This is a genomic window from Streptomyces sp. NPDC048442 (genome assembly GCF_040651475.1).
Lineage (GTDB): Bacteria > Actinomycetota > Actinomycetes > Streptomycetales > Streptomycetaceae > Streptomyces.
The window spans coordinates 18,788-45,320 of the sequence record NZ_JBEZKB010000024.1 but is presented as its reverse complement, the minus strand read 5'-3'; the positions used below and the strand labels follow the sequence as shown (position 1 = coordinate 45,320).

24 protein-coding genes are annotated in these 26,533 nt (G+C 71.1%); 12 read left to right on the top strand and 12 right to left on the bottom strand.

Features of this window, described 5'->3' with window-relative positions; all coding sequences use genetic code 11:
- Positions 1-3 precede the first annotated feature (3 nt).
- The 3 genes from AB0D18_RS29600 to AB0D18_RS29590 form a co-directional block, all read right to left on the bottom strand.
- Positions 4-579: an XRE family transcriptional regulator gene (locus AB0D18_RS29600; RefSeq protein ID WP_362425151.1), complete on the bottom strand. Its 576-nt coding sequence runs from the start codon at positions 577-579 to the stop codon at positions 4-6.
- Between the two features lie 290 nt (positions 580-869).
- A complete protein-coding gene (locus AB0D18_RS29595; RefSeq protein WP_362425148.1) occupies positions 870-3,494 on the bottom strand; it encodes an ABC transporter permease/substrate binding protein in 2,625 nt (874 codons plus the stop codon).
- Positions 3,487-4,668 (bottom strand): glycine betaine/L-proline ABC transporter ATP-binding protein, encoded by a 1,182-nt coding sequence (locus AB0D18_RS29590; RefSeq protein WP_362425145.1) that lies wholly within the window; start codon positions 4,666-4,668, stop codon positions 3,487-3,489. Before AB0D18_RS29590 ends, AB0D18_RS29595 begins: the two co-directional genes overlap by 8 nt.
- Before the next feature lie 401 nt (positions 4,669-5,069).
- Between AB0D18_RS29590 and AB0D18_RS29585 the strand changes: the two genes are divergently transcribed.
- Positions 5,070-5,975: a 5'-3' exonuclease gene (locus AB0D18_RS29585; RefSeq protein ID WP_362425442.1), complete on the top strand. Its 906-nt coding sequence runs from the start codon at positions 5,070-5,072 to the stop codon at positions 5,973-5,975.
- A 75-nt stretch (positions 5,976-6,050) separates the two neighbouring features.
- The gene (locus AB0D18_RS29580; RefSeq protein WP_362425142.1) at positions 6,051-6,896 is read left to right on the top strand and encodes a siderophore-interacting protein; all 846 of its coding nucleotides are present in this window, start codon (positions 6,051-6,053) and stop codon (positions 6,894-6,896) included.
- Between the two features lie 172 nt (positions 6,897-7,068).
- Here AB0D18_RS29580 and AB0D18_RS29575 read toward each other — a convergent pair whose 3' ends face one another.
- A complete protein-coding gene (locus AB0D18_RS29575) occupies positions 7,069-7,728 on the bottom strand; it encodes a MerR family transcriptional regulator (protein WP_362425139.1) in 660 nt (219 codons plus the stop codon).
- Positions 7,729-7,857: 129 nt separating this feature from the next.
- Here AB0D18_RS29575 and AB0D18_RS29570 point away from each other — a divergent pair, with 129 nt between their 5' ends.
- The 5 genes from AB0D18_RS29570 to AB0D18_RS29550 all read left to right on the top strand — a co-directional run bounded on the left by AB0D18_RS29570 (position 7,858) and on the right by AB0D18_RS29550 (position 12,296).
- Positions 7,858-8,829: a hypothetical protein gene (locus AB0D18_RS29570; RefSeq protein WP_362425136.1), complete on the top strand. Its 972-nt coding sequence runs from the start codon at positions 7,858-7,860 to the stop codon at positions 8,827-8,829.
- Positions 8,826-9,308, top strand: a complete 483-nt coding sequence (locus tag AB0D18_RS29565) for an ABA4-like family protein (RefSeq protein ID WP_362425134.1) — start codon at positions 8,826-8,828, stop codon at positions 9,306-9,308. Before AB0D18_RS29570 ends, AB0D18_RS29565 begins: the two co-directional genes overlap by 4 nt.
- A 227-nt stretch (positions 9,309-9,535) precedes the next feature.
- Entirely contained in the window at positions 9,536-10,120 is a 585-nt protein-coding gene (locus AB0D18_RS29560; RefSeq protein ID WP_362425131.1) for a sigma-70 family RNA polymerase sigma factor, read from the top strand.
- Positions 10,117-10,863: an anti-sigma factor gene (locus AB0D18_RS29555; RefSeq protein WP_362425128.1), complete on the top strand. Its 747-nt coding sequence runs from the start codon at positions 10,117-10,119 to the stop codon at positions 10,861-10,863. The genes AB0D18_RS29560 and AB0D18_RS29555 overlap by 4 nt, the downstream gene beginning before the upstream one ends.
- A complete protein-coding gene (locus tag AB0D18_RS29550; RefSeq protein WP_362425125.1) occupies positions 10,860-12,296 on the top strand; it encodes a deoxyribodipyrimidine photo-lyase in 1,437 nt (478 codons plus the stop codon). Before AB0D18_RS29555 ends, AB0D18_RS29550 begins: the two co-directional genes overlap by 4 nt.
- Positions 12,297-12,397: 101 nt before the next feature.
- Here AB0D18_RS29550 and AB0D18_RS29545 read toward each other — a convergent pair whose 3' ends face one another.
- Together AB0D18_RS29545 and AB0D18_RS29540 are read right to left on the bottom strand one after the other, a co-directional pair.
- Positions 12,398-13,273, bottom strand: a complete 876-nt coding sequence (locus tag AB0D18_RS29545; protein ID WP_362425122.1) for an endonuclease/exonuclease/phosphatase family protein — start codon at positions 13,271-13,273, stop codon at positions 12,398-12,400.
- Positions 13,274-13,621: 348 nt separating this feature from the next.
- The gene (locus AB0D18_RS29540) at positions 13,622-14,284 is read right to left on the bottom strand and encodes a M15 family metallopeptidase (protein ID WP_362425119.1); all 663 of its coding nucleotides are present in this window, start codon (positions 14,282-14,284) and stop codon (positions 13,622-13,624) included.
- A 167-nt stretch (positions 14,285-14,451) separates the two neighbouring features.
- Here AB0D18_RS29540 and AB0D18_RS29535 point away from each other — a divergent pair, with 167 nt between their 5' ends.
- From AB0D18_RS29535 to AB0D18_RS29515, 5 genes are all read left to right on the top strand, one after another.
- Positions 14,452-15,129 carry a response regulator transcription factor gene (locus AB0D18_RS29535; RefSeq protein WP_362425116.1) on the top strand — a complete coding sequence of 226 codons (678 nt, stop codon included), beginning with the start codon at positions 14,452-14,454 and terminating at the stop codon, positions 15,127-15,129.
- On the top strand, positions 15,126-16,313 hold the full coding sequence (locus AB0D18_RS29530; protein ID WP_362425114.1) for a HAMP domain-containing sensor histidine kinase: 1,188 nt from the start codon (positions 15,126-15,128) through the stop codon (positions 16,311-16,313). Before AB0D18_RS29535 ends, AB0D18_RS29530 begins: the two co-directional genes overlap by 4 nt.
- A 290-nt stretch (positions 16,314-16,603) precedes the next feature.
- Complete coding sequence (locus tag AB0D18_RS29525; RefSeq protein WP_362425112.1) at positions 16,604-18,424, top strand: molybdopterin-dependent oxidoreductase; 1,821 nt, start codon at positions 16,604-16,606, stop codon at positions 18,422-18,424.
- 56 nt (positions 18,425-18,480) lie between these two features.
- A complete protein-coding gene (locus AB0D18_RS29520) occupies positions 18,481-19,131 on the top strand; it encodes a fasciclin domain-containing protein (protein ID WP_362425110.1) in 651 nt (216 codons plus the stop codon).
- A gap of 212 nt (positions 19,132-19,343) precedes the next feature.
- Positions 19,344-20,339 (top strand): RluA family pseudouridine synthase, encoded by a 996-nt coding sequence (locus AB0D18_RS29515; RefSeq protein WP_362425107.1) that lies wholly within the window; start codon positions 19,344-19,346, stop codon positions 20,337-20,339.
- 122 nt (positions 20,340-20,461) lie between these two features.
- Here AB0D18_RS29515 and AB0D18_RS29510 read toward each other — a convergent pair whose 3' ends face one another.
- The 6 genes from AB0D18_RS29510 to AB0D18_RS29485 form a co-directional block, all read right to left on the bottom strand.
- A complete protein-coding gene (locus tag AB0D18_RS29510; RefSeq protein WP_362425104.1) occupies positions 20,462-23,284 on the bottom strand; it encodes a DEAD/DEAH box helicase in 2,823 nt (940 codons plus the stop codon).
- Between the two features lie 144 nt (positions 23,285-23,428).
- Positions 23,429-24,322: a twin-arginine translocase subunit TatC gene (gene tatC / locus AB0D18_RS29505; RefSeq protein WP_362425439.1), complete on the bottom strand. Its 894-nt coding sequence runs from the start codon at positions 24,320-24,322 to the stop codon at positions 23,429-23,431.
- Positions 24,323-24,429: 107 nt separating this feature from the next.
- A complete protein-coding gene (tatA, locus tag AB0D18_RS29500) occupies positions 24,430-24,702 on the bottom strand; it encodes a Sec-independent protein translocase subunit TatA (protein WP_362425101.1) in 273 nt (90 codons plus the stop codon).
- Positions 24,703-24,924: 222 nt separating this feature from the next.
- The gene (locus AB0D18_RS29495; RefSeq protein ID WP_362425098.1) at positions 24,925-25,122 is read right to left on the bottom strand and encodes a hypothetical protein; all 198 of its coding nucleotides are present in this window, start codon (positions 25,120-25,122) and stop codon (positions 24,925-24,927) included.
- Between the two features lie 55 nt (positions 25,123-25,177).
- A complete protein-coding gene (locus AB0D18_RS29490) occupies positions 25,178-25,432 on the bottom strand; it encodes a hypothetical protein (protein WP_362425096.1) in 255 nt (84 codons plus the stop codon).
- A gap of 112 nt (positions 25,433-25,544) precedes the next feature.
- On the bottom strand, positions 25,545-26,525 hold the full coding sequence (locus AB0D18_RS29485; RefSeq protein ID WP_362425093.1) for a WYL domain-containing protein: 981 nt from the start codon (positions 26,523-26,525) through the stop codon (positions 25,545-25,547).
- Positions 26,526-26,533 lie beyond the last annotated feature (8 nt).

Here is a 26,533-nt window from a genome sequence, read left to right as displayed (position 1 = left end):
CCCTTACCGCCGCGACTCGTCGGCCGCGTCGATGTGCTCGGCCACCGCGACCACCACGATCCGGGTGTCGGGCTCCGTGGCCCGCCACCGGTGCCGCACCCCGCCGGACAGGTGCAGCGTGTCGCCGCGGGACAGCCGGTAGGCCCGGCCCTCCGCCTCGACCTCCACCGCGCCGTCCGCGACGTACATCAGCTCGTCGTTGCGGTGCTGGTACTCGCGGCCCGCGTCCTGCATGCCGGTGAACTCCACGGCGTGCAGCTGGTGATGGCCGCGCACCAACGGCCGTACGCCCGAGCCGAGTTCGAGCCCCGGGTCGTCGGTGGTCCGGACGAGATCGACGGAGAGCGCGGAGTCGGCGGCGGCCAGGAGCTGCCCCGCCGTGGTCTCCAGCGCCTCGGCGACACGCTGCAGGGAACGCATGCTGGGGCGGGCGCGCTCGTTCTCTATCTGGCTGAGGAAGGGCACCGACAGTCCGCTGCGCTGGGCCACCACGGCGAGGGTGAGCCCCAGGGCGCGGCGCCGCCTCCGGACGGCTGTGCCGACCCGGAGGATCTCCTTGTCGTCCTTCTTGTCCTTCATACCTCTGTCGTCCTTGGGCACGGCGACTCTTCTCCCTTCCCCGTCTCGTTCTTTCCACCGACCCACAGCAGACTACGCAGCTTCACGCCATCGTTTCGTACACATGTCACACCTGCGTTACCCGGCTGCTCCGTCCTCAAGTCCCGGACGAGTCACAGGCGAGCCCCGAACGAGTCGCGGACGAGCCCCGGACGAGCCCCGGGCGCCCCCTGGACAGCAAAAGGCCGGGCCCCGCCGTTCGTCGTGAACGGCGGGGCCCGGCAGGGAGAACGAGGGGGGGGGAGGGACGGTCAGCCCGCGGCAGGGGCCATCTTGTCCGCGATTCCCGGGTTCTCCTTCATCCAGGCCTCGACGGCCTCCGGCTCGTGACCCGTGCCGCGCTTCTGGATCTCGTTCTCCAGGCTGCCGAGCTGCTTCTCGTCCAGCTTGAAGTCCTTGAACCACTTGGTCAGCTGCGGGTAGTTCTTGCCGAAGTCCTTGTTGCCGATGATGTGCAGGCGGTCGCCCTCACCGAAGGTCTTCTTGGAGTCCTTGAGCTTGGTCATCTGGTACTGGTTGTACGCCCAGTGCGGCGTCCAGAGCAGGACGGCGACCGGCTCCTTCTTGGCGTACGCGCGCTTCAGCTCGGTCAGCATGGCGGGCGTGGAGCCCTCGACGAGCTTGTACTCCTTGTCCAGGCCGTAGCCGGGAAGGACGTTGTCCTTGACGTTCTTCATGGCGGCGGCGCCGGGCTCGATGCCGATGATCTTGCCCTTGAACTGCTCACCCTTGCCCTTGAGGTCCTCCAGGGACTTGACGTCCTTGACGTAGGACGGCACGGCGATCTCGACGGAGGTGGGTCCGTACCAGGAGCCGACGTCGGTCAGCTTGTCCTTGTACTTGTCCCAGTAGTTCTTCTGCGTGAACGGCAGCCAGCCGTCGAGCTGGACGTCGACGTCACCGGCGGCGAGGCCCGCGTACATCGGACCGACCTCGAACTGCTTGAGGTTGATCTTGTAGCCGCGCTGCTCCAGGACGTTCTTCCACAGGTACGTGGCGGCGATGTCCTCTTCCCAGGGGAACCAGCCCATCTCGACGGCGCGCTCGCGCTCGTCCTTGCCGTCGGCCGCCTTGGCGGTCTTCGCCACCGGGGCGAGCTTGTCGACCAGACCCGGGTTGGCCTTCAGCCAGGTGCGGACGGCGTCCTGCTCCTTGCCCTTGCCGGACTTCTGGATCTGCGCCTCAAGGCTGGTGAGCTGCTTCTCGTCCAGCTTGAAGTCCTTGATCCACTTGCCGACCTCGGGGTTGTCCGCCGAGAAGCCCTTGCGGGCCAGCGTGTGGACGCCGTCGCCCTTGCCCCAGGCACCCTTGGTGTCCTTGAGCTTCTTGAGCTTGAAGTCGTTGTACGCCCAGTGCGGGGACCACAGCGGGACGACGATCGGCTCCTGCTTGGCGTACGCGCGCTTCAGCTCGGCCAGCATGCCGGGCGTGGAGCCCTCGACGAGCTTGTACTCCTTGTCGAGGCCGTAGGCGGGCAGCACCTTGTCCTTCAGCAGTCCCATCTCGCCGGCGCTCGGCTCGATGCCGACGATCTTGCCGCCGAACCGGTCCGCCTTGCCCTTGAGGTCGTCGAGGGTGTTGACGTCCTTCAGGTACGCCGGGACGGTCAGCTCCAGGGACGTCGGGCTGAACCAGGCGCCCATGTCCTCCAGCTTGTCCTTGTACTTCGACCAGTACTGGGCGTGCGTGGTCGGCAGCCAGGCGTCGGTGTTGAGGTCGATCTGACCCGTCGACTGTCCGGTGTAGAGGGCGCCCGCCTCGTACTGCTTGGCGTCGACCTCGAAGCCGCGCTGCTCCAGGATCTCCTTCCAGAGGAAGGTGGAGGCGATGCCCTCGTCCCACGGGATGTAACCCATGGAGATCTTCTTGCCGTTGCCGATCTGCGACGGGTCGGACGCGGTGTCGGCCTTCTTGCCGCCGAACATGCTCATGCTGCCCGCGACGAGCGCGAGGAGCACGATGCCCGCGACGGCCACGACGGGCTGCGGGCGGTACGACCAGACCTTGACTCCGGCCATGGCGCGGGCCTTGGCCAGGGCGCGCCGGCCCAGCGGGGAGACCGCGGTGCCCAGCGAGCTGGTCATGCGGTCCAGGTACATCGCCAGGATGACGATGGAGATGCCGGCCTCGAAGCCGAGGCCGATGTCGACGTTGCCGATCGCACGGTAGACCGCGCCACCGAGACCGCCGGCGCCGACCATGCCCGCGATGACGACCATCGACAGGCAGAGCATGATCTTCTGGTTGATGCCGGCCATGATCGTCGGCAGGGCCAGCGGCAGCTGGATGCGCTTGAGGATGTCGCCGGGCTTGGTGCCGAACGCCTCGGCCGCCTCGACCAGTTCGGCGTCGACCTGCCGGATGCCCAGCTCGGTCATGCGCACGCCGGGGGGCAGCGAGAAGATGATGGTGGCGATGATGCCGGGGACGGCGCCGACGCCGAAGAACAGGATGCCGGGGATCAGGTAGACCATCGCGGGCATCGTCTGCATGAAGTCCATGACCGGCCGGGTCACGGCGCTGACGCGGTCCGAGCGCGCGGCCCAGATGCCCAGCGGGATCGCGATGACCATCGTGATGATGGTCGCCACGAGAACGAGCGAGAGGGTCGACATGGCGTCGTCCCACAGCTCGATGGAGTCGATCAGCGCGAAGCCGACGAAGGACAGCACACCGGCGGTCAGACCGCGCAGCCAGAAGGCGATGACGGCGAGGATGCCCGCCATGAGCAGCGGCTGCGGGGCGCCGAGGACGGCGTAGATGCCCTCCTGCATGCCGCCGACGACGGTGGAGATGAAATCGAAGAGCCACGCGAGGTTCTTGGTCAGCCAGTCGACTGCGGAGTCGACCCACTGGCCGAGGTTGAGCCTAGGCACCTGCGGACACCTTCTTCACGTTCTTGGCGTCCTGCCGGCCGGCCTTCACGTTCTTGGCGTCCTGCTGGCCGGCTTCGGTGTCTCCCGCGAGCCCGGGAACCGTCGGCTCCATCGGCTCGCCGAGCACGGCGAGCAGCCGGGAGCGCGGGACGACGCCGATCAGGGAGCCCTTCGCGTCGGTCACGGCGACGGGCACGGCGCTCGTCGAGCACGGCGTGAACAGCTCGATGATCGGGGTGTCCGCGGAGACCGTGGCGGGGGCGGCTGCGATGACGTCCTGCGGGGTGCGCAGTTCCTTGCCCGACTCGTCCTGCGTCCCGATCGCGGTGTGCGGCTCGGCCATGATGGCGCCGGCCGTCAGCACGCGGGAGCGGTCGACGTCCTGGGTGAAGGAGGCGACGTAGTCGTTGGCGGGCGTGACCAGGATGTCCTCGGCGGTGCCGAGCTGGACGATACGGCCGTCCCGCATCACGGCGATGTTGTCGCCGAGGCGCATGGCCTCGTTGAGGTCGTGGGTGATGAAGACGATGGTCTTCTTCAGGGTCTTCTGCAGCGAGAGCAGCTGGTCCTGCATGTCGCGGCGGATCAGCGGGTCGAGCGCCGAGAAGGACTCGTCCATGAGGAGCAGGTCGGCGTCGGTGGCGAGCGCACGGGCGAGGCCCACGCGCTGCTGCATGCCGCCGGACAGCTCGTCGGGCCAGGACTTCTCCCAGCCCTTCAGGCCGGCCATCTCCAGTGCCTCGTGGGCGCGCTTCTCACGCTCGGCGCGCGGGACGCCCTGGACTTCGAGGCCGTACGCGGCGTTCTCCAGCACACTGCGGTGCGGGAAGAGCGCGAAGTGCTGGAAGACCATGGAGATCTTCTTGGCGCGCACATCGCGAAGGTCCTTGGGGGACAGGGCGGTCAGGTCCTGTCCGTCGAAGAGGACGCGACCTGCGGTCGGGTCGAGCAGTCCGTTGAGCATGCGCAGCAACGTGGACTTGCCCGAGCCCGAGAGGCCCATCACGACGAATATCTGGCCGGGCTCGACGCTGAACGAGGCGTCGATCACCGCGGCGGTCGTACCTTCGGCGCGGAGCTCGTCACGGTCGGAACCGCTTTCGAGCTTCTTGACCGCCTCGCCGGGTCGTCTGCCGAAGACCTTGTAGAGGCCTTCGGCTTGCAGCCTGGACACATACACCTCACGGGTTGAACCGATGACGACCTGCCACCCCCGTGGGCAGGTCGTGGAGCGGTGCGGATTCGGCCCGCTTCACCCGTCAAAAGATGCAGCTTCAAATCAAGAAGTTGAACTCCGGACGAGGCTCGCTCCGAAGGCGCCCCTGCCCGGGGTGACACGAGCCAAACGGAAAGTGATCCAGTTCACTTACGCATTCCCGACGCACCGGTTGCGCGAACGCGAGCCACGGTGCAGGCGGCCGGTGACCCGGGACCGGTCGCGCGGGCCGGTCGCACCGGGCCGGTCGCGCGGGCCAGTCGCACCGGGCCGGTCGCGCGGGCCAGTCGCGCCGGGCCGGTCGCGCCGGGCCGGTGTCAGTGCGGTGCGGCATCATCGGGGGCGTGACCCGACGCCTGATGCTCCTCGACACCGCTTCCCTCTACTACCGGGCCTACTTCGGGGTCCCCGACTCGGTCCGCGCCCCCGACGGCACCCCCGTCAACGCGGTCCGCGGGCTGCTCGACTTCATCGCCCGCCTGGTCCACGACCACCGGCCGGACGACCTGGTGGCCTGCTGGGACAACGACTGGCGCCCGCAGTGGCGGGTAGACCTCATCCCCTCCTACAAGGCACACCGCGTCGCCGAGGAGATCGAGGGCGGCCCCGACGCCGAGGAGACCCCCGACACCCTCTCCCCGCAGGTCCCGGTGATCGTGGAGGTCCTCGCCGCACTCGGCATCGCCCGGGTGGGCTCCGACGGGTACGAGGCGGACGACGTGATCGGCACCCTGACCGGCCTCGCCAAGGGCCCGGTCGACGTCGTGACCGGCGACCGCGACCTGTTCCAGCTCGTCGACGACGCCCGCGGACGCCGCATCCTCTACCCGATCAAGGGCGTCGGCACGCTCCAGGTCACCGACGAGGCCTGGCTGCGCGAGAGGTACGGAGTGGACGGCCCGGGGTACGTGGACCTGGCCCTGCTGCGCGGCGACCCGAGCGACGGCCTGCCGGGCGTGCCCGGGATCGGCGAGAAGACCGCCGCCAAGCTGCTCGACACGTACGGGAACCTGGCAGGGATCATGGCAGCCGTCGACGACCCGGCCGCGAAGCTCACCCCCTCCCAGCGGAAGAAGCTGGACGAGGCGCGGCCGTACATCGCGGTGGCGCCGAAGGTGGTGCGGGTCGCGGGGGACGTACCGCTGCCGCCGTTCGACGCGGCGCTGCCGCACGCGCCGCACGATCCGGCGGCACTGGAGGCCCTGGCCGAGCGGTGGGGCTTGGGAGGTTCTTTGCAGCGGCTGCTCTCGGTGCTCCAGGGATGAGCTGTTAGCTTAGGTAAGCCTAAGTATTAGGTGAGCCTAAGCAACGCAGCCATTTACTGTTTTGGGGAGAGCACCGTGGCAGAACGACCGGCCCGTAAGGCACCGCGAGCCCACGAGGCGACGGTGGTGCGCACCGAGCGGATCACTCCGCACATGGTGCGCGTCGTCCTCGGCGGCGAGGCCCTCGCGAGCCTCGGCGCCGACGAGTTCACCGACCACTACGTCAAGGTGCTCTTCCCGGCACCGGGCGTGACCTATCCGGAGCCCTTCGACATGGCCCGCATCCGCGAGGAGTTCCCCGCGGAGCAGTGGCCGGTCAACCGGACGTACACGATCCGCAGCTGGGACGCGGCGGCGGGCGAGCTGGCGATCGACTTCGTGGTGCACGGCGACGAGGGTCTGGCCGGCCCGTGGGCGGCCCGCGCCGAGGCCGGCGAGACGGTCCGCTTCCTGGGTCCTGGCGGCGGGTACGCCCCGGACCCGGCGGCCGACTGGCACCTCCTGGTCGGCGACGAGAGCGCACTGCCCGCGATCGCGGCTTCGCTGGAGCGGATGCCGGCGGGTGCGGTGGTGCACGCCTTCGTGGAGGTTGCGGACGCGGCCGAGGAGCAGAAGATCGTGACGCCGGACGGCGTCGAGGTGACGTGGCTGCACCGGGGCTCCGCCCCGATCGGCGAGCAACTGGTCGCCGCGGTGCGGGACTTGGAGTTCCCGGCCGGTGACGTGCACGCGTTCGTGCACGGCGAGGCGGGCTTCGTGAAGGACCTGCGCCGGCACCTGCGGATCGAACGGGAGATCCCGCGCGAACGACTCTCGATCTCCGGCTACTGGCGCCTCGGCCAGGACGACGACACCTGGCGCGCAGTCAAGCGCGAATGGAACGAACAAGTCGAACGCGAACAAGAAACCACCCCGGCCTAACCCCTCCCCACACCCCCGCCGCCCCCTTGGGCAGCGGGGCCACCCCCAGCCCCCTTGGGCAGCGGGGCCGCCCCCCGGGGGCGGGACGGGTGGGCAAGGGGGCGGCCCCACGCAGAGCCCCACACTCCACGACCGCACGCCCCCGACACCGCCCCCGAGCCGGTGCCCCGCACTACCGCCCACTACCGCCCCCACCCCGCCCGCGCCCAGCACCCTTCTCCCCCACCCCATAAATCCGCCCCGACTCCTCCGCCTGCGCGATCCTCCTCAGCGACCCGAACATCGCGTCCCCCAGCACCATCCCGATGACCACGCTCTCCAGCACGTCGTCCTGCGTCCCCCGCCCGCCGACGTACGCCAGGTCCGCCTCGGCGACCTTCTCCGCCGCTTCCGCATAGGCGTCGAGCGCCCCCGCGAACTCCTCGTGGCCGAGCCGCTCCGCCTCACTCAGGGTGCGCGCGAGAGCATCACCGTCCGGACTGCCCGGCGGCACGGACCAGCCGCGCCGTTCCGCCAGTTCGGCCACCGTCCGGCGGGCCTTCTCCGACGGCTCGCCGCCGCCGACCGCGCTCGGCGGCGCCACCGCTCCCGCCACCTCGCCGAGCAGCTTGTGCACCGGCTGCGACGTGTCGTCCACGACGGAGAGCACCTCGCCGATCCGCGCGAGCGAGAGCCCCCCGGCCCCGAGCAGCGAGCGGATCAGCCGCAGCCGCCGCTCGTGCGCATCTCCGTAACTCGCCTGGTTCGGGCTGGTCAACTCCCCTGCCGGGAGCAACCCTTCACGGACGTAGTACTTGATCGTCGGGACCGGGACGCCCGTTCTGCGACTCAACTCACCTATGCGCACTGCCTGTTCACCTCTCGCTTCGCCGAAGGGCCTTGCCAACCCCCCGCCCCACATGGATAGTTTAGCTATCCGATAGCGGCGAGTGCCACTATCCATTCCCACCGGGGGTTTCCCATGCACACCTGGCGTACCTGGCATCGCCCGCTGGTCGTCTTCTCGGCCCTGATGATTGCCTTAACCGTAGTCACCGGCACAGGTCTGGTGATCGACGACCGCACGGTCATGAACTCGCCGGTGTGGTTCAAGCCGTTCAAGTTCTCGGTGTCCTTCGCCGCGTACGGTCTCTCGCTGGCCTGGATGCTGTCCCTGCTCACCCGCTCCGGCACCGCCCGCCGGGCCCGGATCGGCTGGTGGGCCGGGGCGGTGGTCGCGGTGGCGAGCCTGGCGGAGATGGTGCTGATCGTGGGCCAGGCGGCCCGCGGCAAGCGCAGCCACTTCAACGTGGAGACGCCGCTCGACGCGACCCTGTTCGCCCTGATGGGCATGACCGTGGTGGTGCTGTGGCTCGGCAGCCTCGTCATCGCGGTCCTGGTGCTGCGGACGAAGCTCCTGGACCGGGCGGCCTCCCTCGCGGTGAAGGCCGGTGCGGTGCTCGCCCTGGCCGGGACCGCGCTCGGATTCCTGATGACGCAGCCGACCGCCGCCCAGCGCCGGGCCGGCATCACGGACACGGCCGGGGCGCACAGCGTGGGCATGGCCGACGGCGGTCCCTCGATGGCCGTGACCGGCTGGGCGACCACCGGCGGCGACCTGCGCATACCGCACTTCGTCGGCATGCACTCGCTCCAACTGCTTCCGCTGCTGGCCCTGTTGCTGCTCGCGCTCGCCCCGCGCGTCGCCCGCCTCGCCGACCCGGTGGTCCGGCTGCGGCTGACCGCGGTCGCCTCCGCCTCGTACGCCGCCCTGCTCGCCCTGGTGACCTGGCAGGCGCTGCGCGGACAGGCACTGGTCCACCCGGACGCGACGACGCTGGCGGCCGCCGGAGCGCTCGCCGTCGCCACGGCCGTCGGCACGCTCGCCTCGCTCCGCACCCCCCGCACCCCCGGCGGCCGGGTCGCCCGGAACGACAAGGAGCTCGCCGCATGACCGGCTTCCTCTTCGACCTGTCCTTCTTCCTGGCCTGCCCCTTCTGGCTGCTGATGGTCTTCGCGCCGCGCTGGCGCCGGACCGTGCGGATCGCGGGCTCACCGCTGACCGTGCTGCCGATCCTGGCCGTCTATCTGACGATGGCCCTCCCGGTGTTCCCCCAGCTCTGGGCGGCCGTCAGCAGCCCGAGCCTGGACGGTTTCCGCGAGCTGATGGTCCTGGCGAACGGCGCGGGCGCGATCTGGGCCCAGGTCATCGCCTGGGACCTGCTGCTCGGCCAGTGGATGTTCCTCGAAGCGCGCCGCCTGGGCCTGCACCCGCTGCTGATGGGCCCCCTGCTGGTCCTGACCATTGTGCTGTCGCCGATCGGCCTGCTGATCTTCCTGGCGATCCGGGCGGTACTGACCACCAGGGCTTCGAGGGCCGGGTCCGACGGGGCGGACCTGCCCCGGAGCAGCGCCACGCACGGGAGCGGGTGAACGTCGGCGCTGCTCGGCTCCCGCCGACGGAACATCGTGCCGAGCGCGTCGAGCGGCGACCCGAGGACCGTGTCGCACCCGATCTCCCCCGGTGCGCCCGTCCAGGCCCACATGCTGGAGCCGAGCGCGCTCAGCACGGCGACAGCCGCCCGACCAATCCGTCCGCCCGCCTCCTCCGAATACCCGGTGGGAATCGCTCGCCGCCCACCGCCAGAGAAGGAAGTCGCGTGAAAGAAGCCGTCCGCATCAGTGGGGCCGCCACGCCGGGGCCCGATCTCCAGGAGCTCATCAGCCGGGTGGCCAGGGGCGACCAGGAAGCCTTCGGCCGGGTGTACGACCTGGTCAGCGGCCCCGTCATGGGTCTGGTTCGCAGCGTGCTGCGGGATCCGGCGCAGTCCGAGGAGGTCGCCCAGGAGGTCCTGGTGGAGGTGTGGCGCACCGCCGCCCGCTTCCAGCCGGTCCGGGGCAGCGGCATGACCTGGGTGCTCACCATGGCACACCGCAGGGCCGTCGACCGGGTGCGCTCGGCGCAGGCGTCGGCCGACCGTGAGCGGCGGGCCGCGCTGCTGGACCGTACGCCCGCGTACGACGAGGTCACCGAGCAGGTGGAGGCGCGCCTCGAACGCGAGCAGGTGCGCCGCTGTCTGCGCACCCTCACCGAGCTCCAGCGCCAGTCGGTGACCCTGGCGTACTACCGCGGCCTCGCCTACCGGGAGGTCGCCGAGCTCCTCTCCGTCCCGCTGGGGACAGTCAAGACCCGGATGCGCGACGGACTGATCCGGCTGCGCGACTGCCTGGGGGTGGGCGCATGAGCACCGCCGAACTGCACACGCTGACCGGGGCGTACGCACTGCACGCCCTGCCCGACGAAGAGCGGGCCGCCTTCGAACGGCACCTCGCGGCCTGCCCGCCCTGCACCCGGGAAGTGGCCGAACTGGCCGCCACCGCGGCCCGGCTGGGCCGAGCCATGACCGAGACCCCGCCCGCCCACCTGAAGGAACAGGTGCTGCGACGAATCGCCACCGAACGCCAGGAAGGCCCACTGACGGTACGCCGGACACCCCCGCGGACCCGGTACGGCCGGTCCGCCTCCCGCTTCGCCCTGGCGGCGTGCGTGGCGGCCGCCGCCGCGTTCGGCGGGATCGCGGTGTGGCAGCACGAGGTGGCGAAGGACGCCCGGCAGCAGGCGCAGGCGGTGCAGGGCAGGGCCGAGGCGCTGGCAGCGGTGCTGGCCGCGCCGGACGCGAAGGTAGGCACGGGGAGGCTGGCGGAGGGTGCGTCGGGGACGGTGGTGGTCTCGCGCAGCCGCAACCAGGCCGCGTTCGTGGCGTCCGGGATGCCGGAACCACCGGCGGGCAAGGTCTACCAGCTGTGGTTCAACGACGGCGGCTCCATGCGCGCGGCGGGCCTGATGAACCCGGCCGCGCGCACGGACGCGGTCCTGCTGAGCGGCCCGGTCGGCAAGGCATCGGGCATGGGCATCACGGTGGAACCGGCCGGCGGATCCGCCGCGCCGACGTCCGCCCCGCTCGTACTGATGGAGTTCCCCGCATGAGCCGCATGAGCCGCACGGACCGCACGGACCGCACGAGCAACACGGACCGTATCGCCGTCGTCCTCTTCACCTCCGACCTGCGCGTCCACGACCAGCCCGTGCTGCGGGCCGCGCTGCGCGGCGCCGACGAGGTGGTGCCGCTGTTCGTGCTCGACGACGGGGTACGGGCCGCGGGCTTCGCGGCGCCGAACCGGCGCGCGTTCCTCGCCGACTGCCTGGCGGACCTGGACGCGGAGCTGCGCGACCGCGGCGGCCGACTGGTCGTCCGTACCGGAGCGGTCGTCGAGGAGGTCGTCCGGGTGGTGAGCGAGACGGGAGCGCGGGCGGTGCACGTGGCGGGCGGGGCGAGCGGGTACGCCCTGCGCCGCGAGGAGCGGCTGCGCACCGCGCTCGCGCACGCCCGCTGCGAGCTGGTGGTGCACGATGCGGTGGTCACGGTGCTGCCACCGGGAGCGGAGACCCCGACCGGCTCGGGCCGGGACCACTTCGCCGTGTTCACTCCGTACCACCGCAGGTGGGAGGCGGCGGGCGCGCGTGCGGTCGTCGCGGCGCCGAGGGCGGTACGGGTGCCGGAGCGGGTGGTGAGCGACCGCCTGCCGTCACGGACGGCGGTCAAGGCCACCTCCCCCGCCCTGGCGACGGGCGGGGAGCGCACGGCCCGCAGGAACCTCAACTCCTGGCTTTCGGACACCGCTTCGGGCATCGGGGCGTACGAGAACCGGCACGACGACCTGCCGGGCGACGCGACGTCGAGGCTCTCCCCGTACTTCCACTTCGGCTGCCTGTCACCGGTGGAGGCGGTGCACCGGGCCCGCCGGAAGGGCGGTCCGGGCGCGGAGGCGTTCGTACGGCAGCTGGCCTGGCGGGACTTCCACCACCAGGTACTCGCGGCACGCCCCGCCGCGTCCTGGTCCAACTACCGCGAACGGAACGACCGTTGGCGCTCGGACCCGAAGGAGATCGCGGCCTGGAAGGCGGGCCTGACCGGCTACCCGGTGGTCGACGCGGCGATGCGACAGCTCGCGCACGAGGGCTGGATGCACAACCGGGGCCGGCTGCTGGTCGCCGCCTTCCTCACCAAGACCCTCTACGTGGACTGGCGGGTGGGCGCCCGCCACTTCCTCTCGCTCCTGGTCGACGGCGACATGGCGAACAACCAGCTGAACTGGCAGTGGGCAGCAGGCACAGGAACGGACACCCGCCCCAACCGCCTCCTGAACCCCCTCACCCAGGCGAAACGCTTCGACCCGCACGGCGAGTACGTCAGACGCTGGGTACCGGAACTCGCGGACCTCGCAGGCCCGGCAGTCCATCAACCGTGGCGACTGAAGGCCCAGGACCGGGCCCGCTTCGACTACCCGACCCCGATCGTGGACCTGACGGCAGCACGGGAACGCTTCGAAAAGGCACGCACGTCCACACCAGTCCACTGAGCCCGTCCGGCAATTCGGCCCCGTCCGGTGACTCGGCCCGTCCGGCAATTCGGCCCGTCCGGCGTTTGAGGACGCACGGCTCGGCCGTGCACAGCCACCCCCTACACCCGCACCCTCGCCGCCACCGGCAAATGATCACTCCCCGTCCCCCCAAGAGTCCACGACTCAACCGCCACGACCCCCCTCCCCAGCACATGGTCCAGCCGTGTGAGCGGAAACGCCGCGGGCCAGCTGAGTCCGAACCCCCCACCCACCGCGTCCTGCACCGGCTTCAGCCTGCGCACCAGAGGAGCCAGACTGCGGTCCGCCGCACTCCCGTTGAGATCCCCGAGAAGCAGCACCTTGTCCTGCCGCTCCTGGGCAAGCACCCGGTCCAGCTCCTGGATGTTCCGATCGCGTGCCGCCGTGCCGAAGCCGAAGAGGCCGACCCGTACCGACGGCAGGTGCACCACGTACACGGCGACCGTCCCACCCGGGGTACGGACCTCGGCGCGCAGCGACCTGCTCCAGCCCGGGTCGAGGACGACCCGCCGGGTGTCGGTCAGGGGATGGCGGCTCCACAGGGCGACGGTCCCGATCCGCACCGAGTGCGGGAGCGCCTTGTCCAGAGCCTTCCGGTAGGCCGGGAGCGCGTCGTCGGTGATCTCCTCCAGCGCCACCAGGTCCGGTCCTGCGGCGAGCAGGGTGCGCGCGGTGCCGGCGGGGTCGGCGTTCTCGGCACCGACGTTGTGCGTCACGACGGTCAGATTCGGCTCGTCGGCAGCCGCCCCGGCGGCCACCACCGGCCAGAACGCACCGAGCCACAGCACTGCGGCGACCCCCGCCGCCACGGCGGCCGACGCCGAGCGCCGACGCAGTGCGGCAAGCAGCGCGAACGGCACGGCGAGACCGGCCCAGGGCAGCACGGTCTCCAGCAGACTGCCCAGATTGCCGACGGAGTTGGGCACGAGGGCGTGGACCAGGGGCAGGACTCCCACGAGAACGGCCGAGGCCGCGGCGGTACGCCCCCGCCGCCAGGGGCTGCCACCGGGGGCAGGGACGGGACTCAGCCGACGGACCCACCTGGGGAACGGATCCGGACCGACGGGGTCCGGACCGACGGGGTCCGGACCGACGGGGTCCGCATCGACGGGGTCCGGATCGGCGGGCCCCGGCCCGGAATGCTCCGGCCCCGGCACCCCACCCGTCGGATCCGAAAATCCCCCGCCGATGTACACGTCCGGATAGGGATCGTTGCGTACTGCGTGCGTCATGCCATGCCCTTCGGAGGACCTTCGGAGGAGGTGTGCGGTCGGCCTGCATCGGCTTCACGGCCGATGTCTGCTTCATCCCGTCGCATCCGCCTTCAGCGCCGGGCACGTGCCGCCCGGCCTCGTACGCAGCTCGAAGTGCCACATCTCGTTGTTGTAGATCTGACACAGGCCGTACGCCGCGCCCTTGCGGATCAGCCAGTCGTCCGCGTTCGTGGGGCCGATGTCGATCGCCTTGCCCAGTGCGTGCTCGGACGTCTCCGGCGTCTTCACGAACTGCCGCGCCCGCTCCAGACCGCCGTACTTGACCACGCCCTCGTCAAGCAGTCGCTGCTGGTACTCCTTGCTGCGCCAGCCCGAGGTCACGAAGAAGTCGACCCCGTCCTTCTTGGCGTCCTTCGCCGCCGCCTGGACCGCCTTGAGCAGGTCGGGGTCGAGGTTGCGCAGCGCGGAGTGCCCGGTGTCGAAGGGCGTCAGCGTGCGGGCCGAGGGGATGGCGCCGTCACCCGCGTCCGCCGCGCCGTCCTGGTTCCGCCCGCCGCCCATCGGGACCTCCCCGTTCGGCCGCGCCGGGCCTCCCGCCGATACCTCGGACGCCTCCGACGCCTCCAGCCGTGTCCCCGTACCCGTGTCGCCCGTCAGGGCCTCGGTCAGTCCCGCGCCCACCACGCCCACCGCGCCGGCGAGGACGAGACCTCCGGTCATCCACCAGACGCGGGCCCGCTTACCTTCACGCATGTATTCCTCCGGACGGCGTGCGTCCCCCACGGCCGGGGGTGCTGTGCAATGCCTCCAGTGGAGCGGGCGCCGTGTTGCCCGGGCGTCTTCGATTCCGGATACGTTCCGGATATGTCCGCCGTAGTTCCATGGCGCGGCAGGCCGACAAGTACAGGGAGAAACCGCCGATGCGCGTGCTGATCGTCGAGGACGAGCTCTATCTCGCGGAGGCCGTCCAGGCGGGGCTCCGGCTGGAGGCCATCGCCTCCGACATCGCCGGGGACGGCGACACCGCCCTGGAACGCCTCGACGTGCACTCCTACGACGTGGTCGTGCTCGACCGGGACATCCCCGGCACGCACGGCGACGACGTCTGCCGCATCATCGTCGAGCGCCGGCTCGGCTGCCGCGTACTGATGCTGACCGCGGCGAGCCACCTCGACGAAAAGGTCACCGGTTTCGAACTCGGCGCCGACGACTACCTCACCAAACCCTTCGACCTGAAGGAACTCGTCGTACGGCTGCGTTCCCTTGCCCGCCGTCCGAAGGACAGCACTCCGCCGATCCTCGAGTACGGGGATCTGCGCCTGGACCCGTTCCGCCGCGAGGTGTTCCGCTCCGGCCGCTACATCTCGCTCGCCCGTAAGCAATTCGCCGTACTGGAGGTCCTGATGGCCGCCCGGGGCGGTGTCGTCAGCGCGGAGAGCCTGCTGGAGAAGGCCTGGGACGAGAACGCCGACCCGTTCACCAACGCGGTCCGCATCACCATTTCCACCCTGCGCAAGCGACTCGGCCAGCCGTGGGCCATCCACACCGTGCCCGGCGTCGGCTACCGCCTCGACGAAGGATCAAACCCCTCCGCATGAACGCCGTGAACAACGCCGTGAACACCACCCGCACCCCCCACTCCCCGCGCACCACCAGCACTGCCGGCGCCACTGCCGCGCCCCGCCCCCGGCGCCTCTCCGCCCGCCTCCGCCTGACCCTCAGCTACGCCCTGTTCGCCGTCGTCGCGGGCGCGCTCGCCCTGGCCGTCATCTACGTGGCCATGTACAAGATCCCCAACTACCCACTCACGGCGTCGAATCCGCGCGACGATCCGTACGCCCCCACCCGGGACGAGATCATGAACCAGGTGGTGCGGTACTCGGGCCTCGCCCTGCTCGCCGTCACCGCGATCGGCCTCGCCGGGGGCTGGATCATCGCGGGCCGGGTGCTGCGCCCGCTGCAGGAGATCACCCGGGCGGCCGACCGGGCCGCCGCCGGTTCGCTGGAGCACCGCATCGGACTCACCGGCAGGCGCGACGAGTTCACCGATCTCTCCGACACCTTCGACCACATGCTGGGGCGCATCCAGGAGTCCTTCGAGGCACAGCGCCGCTTCGCGGCGAACGCCTCGCACGAACTGCGCACCCCCCTCTCCGTCTCCCGCACCATGCTGGACGTCGCGGTCGCCGACCCGTCGGGCCAGGACTACGGGCGGCTGGTCTCACGGCTGTCCGAAACCAACCGGCGCGGCATCGAGATCGTCGAGGCCCTGCTCCAGCTGTCGGCCCTTAACCGCACCGAACTCACCCTGGAACCAGCCGACTTGGCGGACACCGCCACCGAGGCCCTCGGCCTGATCCGCGAAGAGGCCGCCGAGCTGGGCATCACCGTCTCCGCCGAAGCACTGCCCGCCCCGGTCACCGGCAACGCCGTCCTGCTGCGCCAGGTCGCCCTCAACCTGCTCCAGAACGGCCTGCGGCACAACCTGCCCACCGGCGGCGGCACCGTCACCCTGACCACCGGCACCGCCCCCTCCGGGCGGTCCACGCTGACCGTGACGAACACCGGCGAGCAGCTCCGGCCGGAGGCGGTCGCCACGTACGCCGAACCCTTCCTGCGCGGCCGGGGCCGACTGGCGGCCACCGGAGGCTCGGCCCGCGGCCACGGCCTGGGGCTGGCGATCGTGGCCGACATCGTCGACGCGCACGACGGCACACTGGACCTGCACCCGGCCCCCGGCGGCGGCCTCACCGCATCCATCACCCTCCCCGAACTCCGCTGACCCCCTCTTTGCCCCGGCCTTCCCGGCGTCCGCGATGCGCCGCACCGCCAGGTCCCGCTGCACGGCCGAGAGGGTGACGGTGCTGACGCGGGCCCCGCGCCGGGCCGCGGGCAGGAGTTCAGGGTCGCGGGAAGGGCGGGAAAGACGGCGGACGAGCAGTCCGCCCACAGCTCCCCGCACTTCTTCGGAGCCGTGGGCCCGGTGGATCGGTCGCACATCGGCCGACCCCCCGGAGGAAGGAATCGCTCCGCAGAACCAATCCGCCCTGCCCACCGCTGCGAATCCCTTGCGTGAGCGGAAAACAACGCACCTACGCAAGCGCGGCCGGCGGACTGGTCGCCGGTTTCTCGGCGCTGTGCGCCGCGGAACTGGCGGCGAGCGCGGTACGGCCCGAGGCGGGCCCGGTGGCCGCCGTGGGCGGCGCGGTCGTGGACCGTACGCCCGCCGCGGTGAAGGACTTCGCGGTCCGCACCTTCGGCACGGCAGACAAGCTGGTCCTCCAGCTCGGCATCCTGACGCTGCTGGCCCTGTTCGCGGTGACGGTGGGCCTGCTGTCCGCCCGGCACCGCCGCACCGGAGTGCTCCTGGTCCTCGCCTTCGGCGCGCTCGGCGCGTGGGCGGCCCTGGAACGCCCCGACAGCCGCCCCCTGGACGCACTGCCCTCGCTGATCGGCGGCCTGGCGGGCTGCGTGGCGCTGTACCTCCTCACTTCGAAACTGGGCCCGCGCCCGTCTCCGGCTGTCGAGGAGACGGCCGAGGTGCCCGGGGCCGACCCGGACGCCGACCGGGGGAACGTGGGCTCCCCTCCCGGCCCGGCCGGCCCCTACCAGGCCGGGGGCCCGTCGCGGGAGGAGTCCCCGGCCGCCCCGTACGGGCGGAGCCCGGATGCTGCACATCCGGCCTCCGCCCGTACGGACCCCTCACCGGAGAACGACCGCAGGGCTCGGGGACCGTACCGCCGAGAACTCCCCCGGAACATGATCACGGGGACCGTCGGAAGCGACAGTTCCCACACCCCCTCCTTCGACCGCCGCGCCTTCGTCGTCGCCGCGTCCTCCGTCGTCGCCGCGTCCGCCGGTGCCGGGCTGCTCGGCCGCCGGCTGAACTCCGGCAGGCAGGCCGACGCAGCCGCCGCACGCTCCCGCATCGCGATCCCGGCGCCCGCCGAGCCGGCCCGGCCGGTACCCTCCGGCGCCGAGCTGCGCGTGCCCGGCCTCGGCCCACTGACCACCCCCAACCGGGACTTCTACCGCGTCGACACCGCCCTCGTCGTGCCGCGCGTCGACGCTACCCACTGGCGCCTGACGATCCGCGGCAAGGGCGTGGACCGGCCGCTGACCCTCTCGTACGAAGACCTGCTCCGGCGCCCGCTGATCGAGCGCCACGTGACCCTCACCTGCGTGTCCAACCAGGTCGGCGGCCCCTACGTGGGCAACGCACGCTGGATCGGCGTACGGCTGGCGGACCTGCTCCGCGAAGCGGGCGTACGGCCGCCGTCCGACGGCGGCCCCGCCGACCAGCTCGTGGCGCGCTCCGTCGACGGCATGACGCTCGGCTCACCCGTCGAGACGGTCATGGACGGCCGCGACGCCCTCCTCGCCGTCGGCATGAACGGCGAGCCGCTCCCCTTCGACCACGGCTTCCCGGTCCGCATGGTCGTCCCCGGCCTGTACGGCTACGTATCGGCGTGCAAGTGGATCCAGAGCCTCGAACTGACCTCGTTCGACGACTTCGACGCGTACTGGGTGCGCCGCGACTGGGCCCGCGAGGCACCGGTCAAGACGCAGTCGCGCATCGACACCCCGCGCCCGTTCGCCTCGCCGCAGGCCGGCGAGGTGACGGTCGCCGGGGTCGCCTGGGCGCAGCACCGGGGCATCGCCCGGGTGCAGGTGCGCGTCGACGGCGGCCCGTGGCAGGACGCCCGGCTGGCCGCCGAGACCAGCCGCGACACCTGGCGGCAATGGCGGTGGCCGTGGCGGGCGACCGCCGGGAGCCACACCCTCGAGGTCCGCGCGACGGACCGCGAGGGCGACACCCAGACCGAACGCCGCGTCGGAACGGTCCCCGACGGCGCGACCGGCCTCCATTCGGTGGTGGTCTCCGTGACCTGACCCCGAGCGTCCCTGGACTCACCTCATACCCGCCCCACACCACACAGGAGAACGCCATGAGCACCACCCGTACCCTCGCCCGCCGAGCCGCCCTCGCCGTCGCCGCGGCGGCCGTCCTCCCGCTTGCCCTCACCGGCTGCTCGGACGACGGCAAGTCCACGGACGCGTCCCCCTCCCAGAAGGCGAGCATGGGCTCGACCCCCTCCGGCAAGACCGACACGGCCGCGGTGAACGGCCCGTTCGGCCCGGGGTGTGCCGGTGTCCCGAAGGAGGGCAAGGGCAGCTTCGACGGCATGGCCAAGGACCCGGTGGCCACCGCCGCCTCCCACAACCCGGCCCTGTCCACCCTCGTGACCGCGGTCAAGAAGGCAGGCCTGGTCGACACCCTCAACAACGCCCAGAACATCACGGTGTTCGCGCCCACCGACGACGCCTTCGCCAAGCTCCCGAAGGCCGACCTGGACGCGGTACTCGCCGACAAGGCCAAGCTGACCAGCATCCTCACCTACCACGTGGTCGGCCAGAAGCTGACCCCGAAGCAGCTGGAGAGCGGCAGCTACCCGACCCTCCAGAAGTCCACCCTCACCACCTCGGGCTCCGGCGAGGCGTACAAGGTCAACAACACCTCGAACGTGGTCTGCGGCAACGTCCCGACGGCCAATGCGACGGTCTACATCGTCGACACCGTCCTGATGCCGAAGTCCTGACGGCCCCCGGACGACGGACCCCGACGCGAAGTCCCGGAACAACGGCCCCGGACGCAGACTCGTCCGTCGGCACGGCCGTCCGCGGTCGCCCCCGGACGCCCCCGGACGCCCGGGCGCGCCCCCGAGTCTCACCTCGGCGGCGCGCCCTCGCGCGCTTCGGGCACAGTCACCGGCCGCACAGCGGTCCCACCCCTCCGTACCCTTGTCCCGACATGAACCGCAGACCCCGCCGCCGCAGGCCCACCCCCGCTCCCCTCCCCCAGCGCCTCGGCATCGACCCCATCCACCTGAAGTTCCCGCCCGCGGGAAACGCCGCGGGCGCCACGGCCGGGGCACCGGGGACGAACCCACCCACCGCCCGCTCCCACCTCCTCACCCGCCTCTCCGCCGCCTCCCCCACCACCATCGACCACATGCTCCGCACCGGCGCGTTCGTCACCGCCGACGGCACCCCCCTCGCCCCGGACGCCCCGTACACCCCGGGGCTCGAAATCTGGTTCCACCGCGATCTCCCCCCGGAGACCCCGGTCCCCTTCCCGCTCCACGTGCTCCACCGCGACGCCCGCATCCTGGTCGCGGACAAGCCCCACTTCCTGTCCACCACCCCCCGTGGCAGCCACATCACGCAGACCGCGCTCGCCCGTCTCCGCCACGATCTGGACCTCCCCGCCCTGAGCCCGGCGCACCGCCTGGACCGGCTGACCGCGGGCCTGGTGCTCTTCGTCGTCGACCCGTCAGTCCGCGGCGCGTACCAGAACCTCTTCCGGGACCGCCAAGTCCGCAAGGAGTACGAGGCGTTGGCGCCGTACGACTCCTCGGTCGCCCGCGCCCTCCCCCGCACGGTCCGCAGCCGTATCGAGAAGGTCCCCGGCATCGTCGCCGCCCGCGAGGTCCCGGGCGAACCCAACAGCGAAAGCCTCATCGAACTGACCGAACACAGAGGAGACTTGGGCCGCTACCGCCTCACCCCTCACACCGGCCGCACCCACCAGCTCCGCGTCCACATGAACGCCGTCGGCCTCCCCATCCTCGGCGATCCGTACTTCCCACACCTCACGGACCCGGCCCCGGACGATTTCAGCCGCCCGCTCCAACTCCTCGCCCGCACACTGGAGTTCACCGACCCCCTCACGGGCGCGCACCACCGCTTCGAGAGCCGCCGCACCCTCCAGGCCTGGTCCGACCCCGACGGCTGGGCGGCGGCATGACGAAGGCCCCGGCCGGAACAGAATCCGACCGGGGCCCAGACACGCACTCAGCACTCAGCACCCAGCACCCAGCACCCAGCACCAGCACCAGCACCAGCACCAGCACCAGCACCAGCAGCCGACTACCCCACCGAGCTGTAAGCCACCACACCCCTGCGCACCGCATCAACAGCCTTCCGGGCGTTCTTGGCGACCGTACTGTCCTCCCTGGGCGCCGCAGCGGCGACCTGCCCCAGCACGTCGATCACCTGCTTGCACCAGCGCACGAAGTCACCGGCCGGCATCTCCGCCTCACGCAGCACCTCGTCCAGATTCCTGCCCGAGGCCCACATGTGGACCGCCCAGGCGAACCCGAGATCCGGCTCGCGCTGGCCGACCCCTTCCGCCTGGTTGATCCGGTGGTCCTCCTCCAGGGCATCCAGCCGGCCCCAGATCCGCACCATCTCTCCGAGCGCCTCCTTGGCCGCGCCCCCCGGCACCTTCGGCGCCACCGCATCGTCGGACTGCCGTGCCTCGTACACCAACGCCGAGACACACGCGGCCAGTTCGGCAGGGCTCAGACCTTCCCAGACGCCCTCGCGCAGGCACTCCGAGGCCAGCAGGTCCAGCTCGCCGTACAGCCGCGCCAGCCGCTTGCCGTGCTCGGTGGCCTCGTCGCCGCGCAGATAGTCCAGCTCGGTCAGCAGGGCGTAGATGCGGTCGAAGGTACGGGCGATGGTGTTCGTCCGGCCCTCGATCCGCTGCTCCAGCTGCCGGGTGTCGCGCTGCAGCCGGTAGTACCGCTCCGCCCAGCGGGCGTGGTCCTCGCGCTCGTCGCAGCCGTGGCACGGGTGCGCGCGCAGTGCGGCCCGCAGCCGGGCGATCTCCCGGTCGTCGGCCGCCTCCGCCCGCCCCCTGCGGTGCCGCTCGGGTGCGAGGTGCCCGGCCTTGGACCGCAGTTGGGAGGCGAGGTCGCGCCGCGACTGCGGGGAGCGCGGGTTGAAGGACTTCGGAATCCGCATCCGGTCCAGCGCCTCCACCGGCACCGGGAAGTCGATGCCCGCGAGCCGCTTGACCTGCCGCTCGGCGGTCAGCACCAGGGGCCGCGGCCCGTCGTGCTGCTCGAACCCGCGGTGGTGCCCGTTGGTGCGGCCCGCCGGAACTCCCGGGTCCAGCACCAGGGCGAGCCCCGCGAACTTCCCCGTCGGCACGTGGATGACGTCACCGGTCTTCAGTTTCTCCAGCGAGTCCGCCGCCGCCACCCGCCGCTGGGCCGCCCCCTGCTTGGCCAGGTCGGTCTCCCGGTCCTTGAGGTCCCGGCGCAGCGCCGCGTACTGGGCGAAGTCACCGAGGTGGCAGGTCATGCCCTGCTGATAGCCCTCCAGGCCCTCCTCGTTCTTCTGGACCTGCTTGGAGATCCCGACGACCGACTTGTCCGCCTGGAACTGTGCGAAGGAGGTCTCCAGGAGCTCCCGCGACCGGTGCCGGCCGAACTGCTGGACCAGGTTGACCGCCATGTTGTACGACGGTTTGAAACTGGACCGCAGCGGATACGTGCGCGTACCGGCCAGGCCCGCGAGCGCGCCCGGGTCCATGCCGCGCTGCCAGAGCACCGCCGCGTGCCCCTCGACGTCGATGCCGCGCCGCCCGGCCCGCCCGGTGAGCTGGGTGTATTCGCCGGGAGTGATGTCGGCGTGCTGCTCGCCGTTCCACTTGACGAGCTTCTCCAACACCACGGACCTGGCAGGCATGTTGATGCCCAGCGCCAGGGTCTCCGTCGCGAAGACGGCCTTCACCAGGCCCCGTACGAACAGCTCCTCCACGACCTCCTTGAAGGTCGGCAGCATGCCCGCGTGGTGCGCGGCGATGCCCCGCTCCAGCCCTTCCAGCCACTCGTAGTAGCCGAGGACATGGAGGTCCTCGCCCGGAATGGCGGCGGTCCGCTCCTCGACGATCTCGCGGACCCGCTGCCGGGCGTCCTCGTCATTGAGCCGCAGTCCCGCGTACATGCACTGCTGGACGGCGGCCTCGCAGCCGGCCCGGCTGAAGATGAACGTGATCGCGGGCAGCAGCCCTGCGGAGTCGAGCCGCTCGATGACCTCGGCCCGGCTCGGCGTCCAGATCCGGGTCCGCTGGCGGCGCTCGCGCTCCCGGTCGGCCTCGCGGACCATCTTGCCCTTGCGCCTCTCGCGCGGGTTGTACGTCTTCTGGTTCTCCATGCGGGCCATGCGCAGCAGGTCCGGGTTGACCTCGCGGCGCCCGCCGCGGCCGTCGTCGGACTCCTCGAAGAGGTCGTACATCTTCCGCCCGGCCAGCACGTGCTGCCACAGGGGTACGGGGCGGTGCTCGGAGACGATGACGGCGGTGTCGCCGCGCACCGTGTCCAGCCAGTCGCCGAACTCCTCCGCGTTGGACACGGTCGCCGACAGCGACACCAGGGTCACCGAATCGGGCAGGTGAATGATCACCTCCTCCCACACGGCTCCCCGGAAGCGGTCGGAAAGGTAGTGCACCTCGTCCATCACCACGTACGCCAGGCCGCGCAGGGACTGCGAGCCCGCGTAGAGCATGTTGCGCAGCACCTCGGTGGTCATGACGACCACGGGCGCGTCCGCGTTGACGCTGTTGTCACCCGTCAGCAGCCCGACCTTGTCGGCGCCGTAGCGCTTCACGAGGTCCTGGTACTTCTGGTTGGACAGCGCCTTGATGGGCGTGGTGTAGAAGCACTTGCCGCCCTGCGTGAGGGCGAGGTGCACGGCGAATTCGCCGACGATCGTCTTGCCCGAGCCGGTGGGTGCCGCGACCAGAACGCCCTTGCCCGCCTCCAACGCCTGGCAGGCCTCGATCTGGAACGGGTCCAGGTCGAATTCGTACATGGCGCGGAAGGGGGCGAGCGCGGTGGCCTCCTCGGCTGCGTGGATCCGGGAGGCGGCGTATCGCTCGGCTGGTGAGAGGTCCTCTGTCATCTTGTCTTCGAGCCTACCCGCCACCTCTGACACTCAGCCCGATCTTTATTCACCCTTGGAATCCGCCCACCGGACCCGGCCGTTCCGCTCCTAGGCCGGTCACAGAAAAGTCCCCCCGGACGCCGTCCGGGGGGACCTGCAGGATCAGGTGATGTCGTCGTAACCGTTCAGCTGCTTCGGACCCTTGGCGCCCGCCTGCTCCGGCAGCATCCGGGACGCGGTGACCGGCTCGATCTCGTGGCCCAGGGGATCGGGCGTGAGGTCCAGGTGGGAGGCCTCGTCGTCGTCGAGATCGGCGTCGGGGTCATTGCGCTGCCGTCGCTTGTCGTTCAGCAGCGAGAAGCCGACCGCGATGAAGTAGAGGACGGCGATCGGCCCGGCCAGGGCGAGCATGCCGACGGGGTCGGTCGTCGGAGTGATCACGGCGCCGAAGACGAAGACGCCCATGATGACGCCGCGCCACCACTTGACCATCGTCCGGCCGGAGAGTGCACCGGTCATGTTCAGCATGATCAGGACCAGTGGCAGCTCGAAGGAGACGCCGAACACGAGCACCATGCGCAGCGTGAAGTCGAGGACGTCGTTGAGCTGCAGGAGATTCGCGGCACCTTCGGGGGTAAAACTGATGAGCACCTTCACGCTGACCGGCAGGATCAGGTACGCGAGGTAGGCACCGCCCACGAACAGCGGCACGGCAGCGCCGACGAAGGCGTACGTGTACTTCTTCTCGTTCCTGTGCAGGCCCGGCGCGACGAAGGCCCAGAGCTGGTACAGCCAGACCGGGCTGGACACCACGAGCCCGGCGGTGAGGCTCACCTGGATCGTCACGCTGATCGGTGACATCAGCGTCTGGAAGGTGACCATCGCGCAGTTGCCGCCGTCGCTGGACACGCCGTCGGGGCACTTGGGCACCGGCGCCGTGATGAAGCTGAGCAGCTCCTGGCTGAAGTAGAGCGCCCCGACGGTGGCCACCACGATCGCCAGCACAGCCTTGGCGAGCCGGTTGCGGAGCTCGCGAAGGTGTTCCACGAGGGGCATCCGGCCCTCGGGATCCTTGTCCGTCTTGCGGGCAGACTTGAGCAACCCACGTCCTCATCTCGTGCGGCAGCAGGTCACCGGTCGCGGTGCCTGCGGCGGACCTTGGGTCAGCGCTGGGTGTCGGTGGGCTCGGACACCGGACGCGAGCTGGTCACGTCGCCGGGCGCGGCCTTGATGGTGCGGGGGGCTTCGGCGGCCGGGCTCTGCGTGTCCGCGGGGACCGGCTCGGGGGTGTCGTCCTTCTTCATCGCCTTGGCCTCACTCTTGAGGATGCGGGCGGACTTGCCCAGCGAGCGGGCCATGTCCGGCAGCTTCTTGGCGCCGAAGAGCAGGATGATGACCAGAATGATGAGGATGATTTCGGGTCCACCGAGGTTCATGCTTTTTTACCTTCTTCACCGAGGCGACAGGGGGGTCTGGCACTCGACCGGCCGGACGTCTGTCCGGTCGCCGCGCTGCCAGCGATCGTAACCCGCAGGGGTAAACGCAGGGCAATGCCTGTGCGTCCCCCCGGTTGCGGCCCGCCGCCTCGTTCGGAGGCCACAGCTCCGAGCGTACCGCCCGCGCGCACACTGGTGGAGACCACTGCGACCACCACTCGGCTACCGCAGTGCTTCGCCACTCCGCGCCAGGCTTTCCGCCGACCGCTCCAGGTCCCCGGCGGCGACGTTGATCCGCTGCGAGGCCTCGGCGACCTGAGCGCCGAGCCGCCGGACTTCGACGAAGACCCTGACCGCCAGGACACCGAGCACGGCGAGGCCGAGAGAACCGAGAGCGATGGCGAGCATGGGCCAGAACATGGGCAGAGCCTAAGGGGTCGTGGGCCTGGCCGGAGCAGAGGCCCAAGCGCGCGGGTCAGAGTGCGGAGTGCAGGCGCAGCGTACGCACGCCGCCGCGCGTGAGGAGTTCCACAATCCGCTCCCCGGCCGGCTTGCGGACCGCGTTCCCGCACTCCGGGCAGGTGAAGGAGTAGAAGGTGGTACGGCGGCTGCCGCCGATCGCCAGCCGCAGCGCGTCCGCGTCCAGCTCGAAGCGGGCCCGGCAGTCCGGGCAGGCCGCCTTGAAGAAGACCGCCTCCACCGGAGCGGCAAAATCAGACATCACAGACATGTCTCCAGCTCTCCTCGTGCCTTGTTCCCTGTGCCTGTCACGCGGCGTTCCGCACGCCTGTCACACGACTCACGCGGCGTTCCGCACCCCGCTCACGTGGCGGGCCCGCCCGTCAGGCGAGAGCGCCCGGCCCCTCGGCCGGCTCCCTCTCGTACGCCGTGAGCGCATCCCGGGCCGCCTCGCGCGCACTGACCGCGAGGCCGACCGGCGACACGATCCGCCCGTCCCTGCCCAGCCGCAGCGCGAGGCGCCGCAGCGAGGTGGGGTCCGGGGTGCGCAGGGTGACCCGCAGCCCCCCGTCGGGCAGTTCCTCGGCACTGTCGTGCGGGTAGTACTCGGCGACCCAGCGCCCGCCGGGCCCCACCTCGACCACCACCTCCGGGTCCTCCGCGGCAGGCTGCACCAGCCCCTCCGACAGATCCCGCAGCTCAAGCTCGGGCGGCGCCGACGGCTCGTCGAGCAGCCTGATCTCGGCGACCCGGTCCAGACGGAACGTACGCCGCGCCTCGGACAGCCGGCACCACGCCTCCATGTACGTGTGCCCCACCGCGAACAGCCGGATCGGGTCCACCTCACGCTCGGTCAGCTCGTCCCGGGCGGGCGAGTAGTAGCGCAGCCACAGACGCCGCCGCTCCGAGATCGCCCGGTCGACGTCCGCGAAGACCCCGCCCTCCGACTCGAACGTCACCGAGAGACGCGAGCTGGCGCCCGCCACCTCACCGGCCGCCGCCTCCAGCTTCGCCGTCGCCCGCAGCAGCGCCTGCCGGTCGCCCTCGCGCAGCCCCGGCAGCGTGGACACCGCACGCGCGGCGACCAGCAGCGCGGTCGCCTCGTCGGCCGCCAGCCGCAGCGGCTCCGCCACGTCGTCCGGGTTGTGCCACCAGATCCGCTCGCCGTCGGTGTCGATGTCGAGCAGGTCACCGCCCCTGAAACTCGTCCCGCACATCGGCAGCACGTCCAGGTCCGAGATCAGCTCGTCCTGGGTGATCCCGAAGGCCCGCGCCACGTCGTCGACGTGCGCCCCGGGCCGCTCCCGCAAATACGTCACCAGCGACAGCATCCGCCGCGTCTGGTCGATGGCATTGGTCGCCACGGTCCCCG